Raw genomic sequence first — 8,004 nt, forward strand, 5'->3', positions numbered from 1 at the left:
CCGCCATGCCCGCCGCCATGCCGACGCCCGCCCGGCCGGCCCGGGCCGCTCCGCCCCGGCCGCGGGTGCAGGCTTCCGCCCCGCGGGAGACCGCCGAGGACGTGGCGCTCGGCAGCCACCTCAATGCCAGCACCGTGGCGGTGATCTCGGGTACCCCCGGCGGCACCTACTTCCGCATGGCGAGCGACCTCGCCTTCGTGCTCGACGGCGTCAAGGACCTGCGGGTGCTGCCGGTGATGGGCAAGGGCGCGGGGCAGAACGCCTACGACCTGCGCTACCTGCGCGGGATCGATATCGGCTTCGTGCGCACCGATTCCCTCGACCAGCTGCGCAAGGACCGGCGAGTCGGCAACGCCCAGGCGCACATCGCCTACATCGCACGGCTGTTCAACGACGAGCTGCACGTCGTGGCCTCGCGGGAGCTGACCGACATCCGCCAGCTCGCCGGCCGCAAGGTGAGCTTCGACGTGCGCGGCAGCGGCACCGACGTGTCCGGACGGGCGATGTTCGCCGGGCTCGGCCTCGCCGTCGAGGCGGTCAATGTCGATCAGCCGGCGGCCCTCGGCATGCTGGAGCGGGGCGAGATCGCGGCCGTCGTCTCGGTCGCGGCCAAGCCCGTGGCGGTGCTGGCCGAGTTCCAGGCCGGCGACCGCTTCCGCCTGCTCGACGTGCCCTTCGCCGGTGCGGCCGCCGAGAGCTACATGCCGGCGGAGCTGACCCACGCCGATTACCCGCTCCTCGCGCCCGAGGGGGCTCCGGTGCGGACGCTGGCGGTCGGCACCATCCTGGCGGCCTATAACTGGCCGAAGGGCAGCGAGCGCTACAATCGCATCGCCCGCTTCGTCGATGCCTTCTTCAGCCAGTACGACGCCTTCCTGAAACCGCCCCGGCACCCGAAATGGCGCGAGGTGAACCTCACCGCCGAGGTCGCCGACTGGCCCCGCTTCCCGGCGGCCAAGGACTGGCTGGAGCACCGCAGCGGCCCGGCCCCGCGGGTCGCGGCGGCGCCCGGCGAGGTGGCGCAGTTCCTGACCCAGCGCCGCGCCGCGGGCGAGGTCGACCGCGACCAGCTTTATCAGGAATTCTTGAAGTGGCGGGATGGGCGGGGGCGGTGAGGGCTCCATGCCCTGCACGACACCCCAGCATACCACAAAACTTGTGAGGATGTGCTTAGGATCGTGCCGGCCGGCTCGCTGATTCGTCTGATACGGGGAAGCCGCTCCCCGACCTCCCCTCGCTGTCAAGCCTGGATGAACATGCGTTCTCCGGCTATGGCGGCGCGATGCTGCTTCGTCCCTACCAGCGCGCGAGCCTCGACGCGCTCCAGGCCGATTGGGCGCGCGGCGGCCGCAACGGCCTGATCGTGCTGCCGACCGGGGCCGGCAAGAGCCTCGTCATCGCCACCCTGGTGCGGGAGACGATGGCCCGCGACCCCGAGGCCCGGATCGCCGTCGTCACCCATACCCGCGAGCTGATCGCCCAGAACCACGCCGAGCTCCTGAACCTCTGGCCGGAGGCTCCGGCCGGGATCGTCTCGGCCGGGCTGGGGCGGCGGGAGGAGACGAAGCCGATCCTGTTCTGCGGCATCCAGTCGGTCTGGAACCGGGTCGAGGCGACCGGCGGCTTCGACGTGGTGATCGTCGACGAGGCCCACCTGATCCCCCGCGACGCCGAGACCCGCTACGGCCGCTTCCTCGACGCGGTGCGGGCGCGCTCGCCGGAGATGCGCCTCGTCGGGCTGACCGCCACGCCCTATCGCCTCGACAGCGGGCGCCTCGACGAGGGCCAGGGCCGCGTCTTCGATGGAATCGTCTACGAGGCCCAGGTCGGCGACCTGATCCGCGAGGGCTACCTCTCGCTCCTGGTCTCGAAGGCGACCGCCACGCTCCTCGACGTCAGCGGCGTGCCCCTGCGGGCCGGCGACTACGTGCCGGGCGCCCTCGAGGCCGCGGTGAACCGCGACGTCATCACCAAGGCAGCCGTCGCCGAGATGGTGACGTACGGCGCCGAGCGCCGGGCCTGGCTCGCCTTCTGCGCCGGGGTGAAGCACGCCGATGCGGTGCGCGACGCGATCCGGGCGGAGGGATTCACCTGCGAATCGATCTCGGGCGAGACGCCCAAGCGCGAGCGCGACCGCATCGTGCGCGACTTCCGGGCCGGGCGCCTGCGCTGCCTCACCTCGGTCGGGGTGCTGGCGACGGGCTTCAACGTCCCGGAGGTCGACCTGATCGCGCTCCTGCGCCCGACCCAGAGCACCGGCCTCTACGTCCAGCAGGTCGGCCGCGGCCTGCGCCGCGCGCAGGGCAAGGCCGACGCCCTGGTGCTCGACTATGCGGGCCTCGTGCGCCGGCATGGGCCGATCGACGTGCTCTCGGCCAATGCGGTGGCGCGGGCGCGGCTCCTCGGCGACACCGGCGGACCTCGGGCCAAGCCTTGTCCGGGCTGCGGCGCGCTGATCGCGCTCAACGCCAGCACCTGCGAGGCCTGCTGGGTCGAGCCCGAGGAGGACGCGGTGGAGCTGCCGCACGAGGCGGTGGCCGATGACGAGACCGCGGTCCTTTCCGCCGGCACCGTCGCGGTGGTGCGCGAGGCGCATGCGCGCTGGTGGCCGGTCGCCGGCTGGCACTTCCGGCGCGAGGCGCGCCTGCGCGGCCCCGACGTGCTGGCGGTGGCGCTGGAGGGCGACGAGGACGCCATGACCGTGCGCCTCGACCTCGAGGCCTCGGGATTCGCCCGCGAGAAGGCGGTGCAGTGGTGGCGCCGCCTCGGCGGCGACATGCCGGCCCCCCTCGACATCGACGAAGCCCTGGCGCGCTGCGACGAGCTGTCCCGGCCGGAGGCGGTCCGGATCGTGCCGACCGGCCGCCTCTCCGAGAGCGTCGATTACCGCCTCGCCGATGGGGCGACCTGGACCGACACGCGCCGGGTGGCCTGACCCGTCAGCCCGCCGCGATCAGCCGGCCGACCTCGGCCTCGGCGAAGGCCTTCTCGGCGGCGACCTCCGCGGCGAGGTCCCGGATCGTCTCGAGATCGCCCTCCCGGCACGCGGTCTCGAGGGCGGCGCAGAGGCGCGACAGCCGCGCGAAGCCGATCAGCCCCGATGAGGCGATGACCCCGTGCGCCGCGGCGCCGAGCGCCGCCGGCTCCCCGGTCACCGACCAGTCCCGCAACTGCGCCTGGAAGCGTCCGAGCAGCACCGGAAGCGCCTGGTCGCCCACGGCTTGACGCAGGTCGGCATAGGTCTCGGCGTCGAGGGAGGGGGGCGGTGTCGCCATGGCATCCGGTTCCAAGTCCGCGTCTGCCCAATGCATCTCGGCTCTCGGAACGCGACGCTACGGGATATGGGGCGGCCGCGATGCTCGGCCACCAGGCCGATCTTCCAGATCGGTGCCCGCTTGTCGCACCGAGGCCGCCCCGGAGGATCAGGCCGACCGCGCCACGGCCGTGCCGATCTCCGTCGCCCGGGCCGCCTCGGCCTCGCGGGCATAGGTCCGAGCCCGCAGGGCGGCCTCGGAGGGCATTTGCTCGACGACCGTTCCATCCGGGCCGAGGATCTGGAACACGATCTGGTTGGTGTCGGCGTCGCGCTGGTAATGCGCCCGATCCGATGACGGCTCGGGAATGTCCGTCGCCGGAGCGCTGCCGCGCGCGACATCCCGCGACGCATCCGGGCTCAGGTCGAGGATCACGGCCGGGCCGAGGGGTTGGTCGGTGCCGGGATTTCGTGGGCGGACGGGGCCGCTCCGCACGATCGGGTCGATCGCGGCTGGCGGAAGCGCCGCGGCAAGACTGCTGGTCGCGATCACTACGAATTCCTTTCGGGCGATCTCATCCGGTCCAGCTAACGGTCAAGAGCCCTACCCGGTTGTTAACGTCCCGCGGGAGCTTGAAGGTTGTCTTAAGGCGGAGTTTCCGTTCGTTAAACAATTGAGTGGAATTCGGTGGAAGGGGGGTGGGATGCGGGGATGGCCCGCGGTGGAGGGTGCGTCGTCGCAGGTCCCGCCAACCCTCGCCCCTTTTCGCACGGGAGGATGCCCCGGGATGGGCGGCGGAGCGATATCGGGCTTCCGGAGGAATGGCGCGCGCCACGGCCGTGTCCTGTGACCCGCCTGCCGCGTCGGCCTCTCGGGCCGTCGGTGTCGTACGAAAGCCGACTGATTGCTTCAGGCGATCCTGTCGGATCGCTTTCGCAATGCGGATTCCGGCTTCGCTCAAGCGCCGCGCGGGCTGGTGATATGGAATCCGGACGTGATCGTCCGGATTACGTGTCACAGCACGATATCGATGCTCGCGGCCGTGCCCCGCTCCGCGGGGGCATAATCGATCTGCGCCCGCAAGTTCGACGCCATGGCGCGGACGATGCGCGAACCGAGCCCCGTGCCGCGCGGCGTGCCGGCGCCCTGCCAGCCGACGCCGTCATCGGCCACCGTGAGGCGCAAGGTGTCGCTGTCGCGGCGCGCCGTGATGCGGATCTCGCCGGTGACGCCCTCCGGATAGGCGTACTTGTAGGCGTTGGTGACGAGCTCGGTGACGATCACCCCGAGGGAGACCGCCTTGTCGGTGGCCACCTCGACCGGGGCGGCGTCGAGCAGGATGCGGTGGCGCTGGCCGGTGGCGTTCATCGCCCCGTCGAGGTCTTCCACCAGGGTCGCCAGGTAGGCATCCACCGCCACCACCCGCACGTCGTCGGAGGTGTAGAGGCGCCGATGGATGCCGGCGATCGCGGTGATGCGGGTCTGGGTCTCCTCGAGGGCCGCCCGGGCCGAGGCGTCGGTGACGGTGTTGGCCTGCATCCGCACGAGCGCGGCCACCAGGGCGAGGCTGTTCGCCACCCGGTGGTTGACCTCGCGCAGCAGCAATTCGGCCCGGTCGCGGGCCTCGCGCACCTCGGCCTCGGCCCGCTCCTTCTCCCGGCGGGTGCGGTCCTGCAGCACCGCCGTCGCCACCGCCTCGGCGAGGAGATCGCGGAAATGCCCTTGCAGGTCCTTCCACACGTAGTCGACGGCGCCGGCCTTGAGCGCGGCCACGGCGACGCGGCTGTCCTCCGAGCCGGTGACGTAGATCACCGGCGGCGGGTCCGGCAGGGCGCGGATGCGCGGCAGGATGTCGAGGCCGGTCTCCATCGGCATGTGATGGTCGAGGGCGACGACGTCGAAGCGCTCCGCCGCGATGCGGGCGAGGCCCGCCTCGCCGTCGGCCGCGTGCTCGACCGTGCAGCCCCGGCCCGCGAGCGTGCGGGCGACCAGCCGCGCCAGCCCGGGATCGTCGTCGATGTAGAGCAGGCGGACCGGGTCGGTCACGGTCACGCGCTCTCCGGAACCTGCATCACCGAGAAGAACAGGCCGAGCTGGCGGATCGCGTTGGCGAAGCCCTCGTAGTTCACCGGCTTGGTGATGTAGACGTTGCAGCCGAGGTCGTAGCAGCGCTGGATCTCGCGCTGGTCGTCGGTGGTCGTCAGGATCACGACGGGCGAGCGGCGCAGGTGCGGGTTCGATTTGACCTTCTGCAGGATGTCGATGCCGGTCATGTCCGGCAGGTTGAGGTCGAGCAGGATCAGGAGCGGCCGGCCGGCATTGATCTCGCCGGTCCCGTCCGGCCCGAACAGGGCGGCGAGCGCGGAGGTCCCGTCCCGGAACGACTCGATGACGTTGTTGACGCCGGCACGGCGGATGTTCCGCTCGATCAGCCGGGCATGGCCCTCGTCATCCTCGATCATCACGATGTGTACGGCCGGCACCTGACAACTCCTCGCGGCGGAGTCCCGGCCGCGCCGGGACGCCTCGTTCTCGCTCACGCAAACCGCGCCGACCGCGGCCCTTGGGGGAGACATGCTCCTGTCATACCCTCTCTAGACCATTTTTCGTGCCGTGGGACACGTTGCTGGCGTAGAAAACCACTCGATCACGTTAACTTGGCGTTGCATCCGCCGACCCGGTTACTCAGACCTGGCGCAGCGGCAGCGTCACCGTGAAGGTCGTGCCGGTCCCGAACTCCGAGGCGAGGTCGATCCGCCCGCCGAGCGCCCGCACCAGGGTGCGGACATGGGCGAGCCCGATCCCCTCCCCCGGCCGGTCCTGCACGCCGGAGCGGCGGAAAAGCTCGAACACCCGGGCGTGGTCGCGCGGATCGATGCCGCGGCCGTTATCCGTCACCCGGATGACCGCGAACCCGTCCAGGACCGAGCCCGTCACCCCGATCCGGCCCGGCCGGTCCTTCGCCAGGTACTTGATCGCGTTGTCGATCAGGTTGCCGAAGATCTGTTCCACGGCGACCCGGTCGGCGACGAGGTCCGGCAGGTCGCCGATCTCGATCGCCGCGCCGACCGTGCCGGCCTGGTGGCGCTGCGCGTCGGCCAGGCCCTGCACCAGGGCGGTCATCGCCAGCGGCTCGGGCTGGAAGTTGCGCCGCCCCTCGCGCGACAGCTTGAGGATGGCGTTGATGAGGCCGTCCATCTTGGTAATCGCGGCCTTGATGAAGCCCACCGATTCGGTGAGGTCGGCATCGATCCGCGAGGCGTCCGGCCGGCCCGCGAGGGCCGCCCGGATCTCGTCCTGGCTCGCCTCGATCTCGCTGGTGAAGCCCATGATGTTGACGAGCGGCGCCCGCAGGTCGTGGCTGACGATGTAGGCGTAGCGCTGGATCTCCTCGTTCGATTCGCGCAACGCCGCTTCCGCCGCGCGCTGCTCGGTGATGTCGGAATGCACGCCGACCCATTCGCGGATCGCGCCGTCGGGGTCGAGCACCGGCACCGCCTGGATCGCGTAGGTGCGGAACACCCCGTCGTGGCGGCGCACCCGGTGCTCGTGGGTGTAGCGCCGGCGCTCGGCCACGGCGGCGTTCCAGGTCTCGACGCTGGCGGCCCGGTCGTCCGGATGAACCGCCTCGGCCCAGCCGAAGCCGGCATATTGCTCCGGGCTCTGGCCGGTGAGCGCCGCCCAGGCCGGCTGGTCGCCGGTCATCCGGCCGTCGGCGCCGTTGGTCCACAGCACGCCGCGCACCGCCTGGACGGCGGCCTCGAACCGGCTCTGCTCGCGCCGCACAGAGGCGAACAGGCGGGCATTGTCCATCGCCACCGCCGCCTGTCCGGCCAGGCCCTCGATCAGCGACGCCTCGCGGGGGCCGAAGCGGTGCGGCTCGGGATGGCCGAACAGCAGGGCGCCGAGGGTGACGCCGGTGCCGGAGACCACCGGAACCGCGAGGTAGCTGCGCACCGGCAGGTGGCCCTTCGGCATGCCGCCATGGCTGCCGTAGCGCGGATCCGTCGTCACGTCCTCGCTCAGGACCACCCCGCCGGCCGCGAAGGTCTGGCTGAAGAGGTTCGTCACCCGCGGCAGGCCGAAGCGGGTGAAGGCCTCCCGGGGAGCGCCGGTGAGGCTGAGGAGCTGCCAGTGCTCGGGCCCGTCCGGGCCCTCCGGCACGCGCTCGAACAGGGCGCCGTAGGTCGCTCCCGTCAGGTGGGAAGCGGCCTCCACCACCGCATCGCCGAGGCGCTGGCGGTCGAGCTCGCTCGACAAGGCCGTGCCGAGGCGGTTCAGCACCTCCAGGCGCTGGGTCTCGGCGCGCAGGGCCGAGGCGGCCCGCGCCCGCTCGGCCGTCCGATCGCGCTGGCGCTGCGCCGCGCCGGCGATCTCGGCGCTCACCGCCGCCACCTCCGCCGGCACCCCGGTCAGAACGGGTGCCGCGCGGCCCAGCCCGAGGGCCACCGCCTGGTCGCGCAGGGCCTGGAGCGGCGCCGCGATGCCGCGGGCGAAGGCCAAGGCCAGCACGGCCGCGATGGCCGCCAGCATGATCCCGAGCCCGGCGAACCAGACCAGGGAGGCGCGGACGGGGGCCGCCAGCGCCTCCTCCGGCACCCCGACGGCGACGCGCCAATCCGGCACCCCGGCCCGCGCATAGGCGACGAAGAACGGCTCGCCCTCGAGCGAGGTGCCGCGCCAGCTGCCCTCCGGCCCGGAGGCGTGGCGCAGGTCGTCCGGAGCCTGGATGCCGGTGAAGCGCTCGGGC

The 8,004-nt window shown here is 72.1% G+C and carries 7 protein-coding genes; 2 read left to right on the forward strand and 5 right to left on the reverse strand.

What is annotated here, in order from left to right; genetic code table 11:
- Positions 1-5 precede the first annotated feature (5 nt).
- Positions 6-1,115 carry a TAXI family TRAP transporter solute-binding subunit gene (locus tag VQ03_RS16365; protein ID WP_083468044.1) on the forward strand — a complete coding sequence of 370 codons (1,110 nt, stop codon included), beginning with the start codon at positions 6-8 and terminating at the stop codon, positions 1,113-1,115.
- Between the two features lie 167 nt (positions 1,116-1,282).
- Entirely contained in the window at positions 1,283-2,935 is a 1,653-nt protein-coding gene (locus tag VQ03_RS16370; RefSeq protein ID WP_048451962.1) for a DEAD/DEAH box helicase, read from the forward strand.
- Positions 2,936-2,939: 4 nt separating this feature from the next.
- Here VQ03_RS16370 and VQ03_RS16375 read toward each other — a convergent pair whose 3' ends face one another.
- The 5 genes from VQ03_RS16375 to VQ03_RS31045 form a co-directional block, all read right to left on the reverse strand.
- Positions 2,940-3,275, reverse strand: coding sequence for an Hpt domain-containing protein (locus VQ03_RS16375; protein ID WP_048451963.1), 336 nt, complete (start codon positions 3,273-3,275; stop codon positions 2,940-2,942).
- 147 nt (positions 3,276-3,422) lie between these two features.
- Complete coding sequence (locus VQ03_RS16380) at positions 3,423-3,806, reverse strand: hypothetical protein (RefSeq protein ID WP_157064130.1); 384 nt, start codon at positions 3,804-3,806, stop codon at positions 3,423-3,425.
- A gap of 462 nt (positions 3,807-4,268) precedes the next feature.
- On the reverse strand, positions 4,269-5,306 hold the full coding sequence (locus tag VQ03_RS16385) for a sensor histidine kinase (RefSeq protein WP_157064131.1): 1,038 nt from the start codon (positions 5,304-5,306) through the stop codon (positions 4,269-4,271).
- Positions 5,303-5,716, reverse strand: coding sequence for a response regulator (locus tag VQ03_RS16390; RefSeq protein WP_048451966.1), 414 nt, complete (start codon positions 5,714-5,716; stop codon positions 5,303-5,305). Before VQ03_RS16390 ends, VQ03_RS16385 begins: the two co-directional genes overlap by 4 nt.
- A 223-nt stretch (positions 5,717-5,939) precedes the next feature.
- Positions 5,940-8,004: ATP-binding protein (locus VQ03_RS31045; RefSeq protein ID WP_053078609.1), on the reverse strand; the 2,065-nt coding region annotated here is incomplete at its 5' end.

This window comes from Methylobacterium tarhaniae (genome assembly GCF_001043955.1).
In the GTDB taxonomy this organism is placed as follows: Bacteria; Pseudomonadota; Alphaproteobacteria; order Rhizobiales; family Beijerinckiaceae; genus Methylobacterium; species Methylobacterium tarhaniae.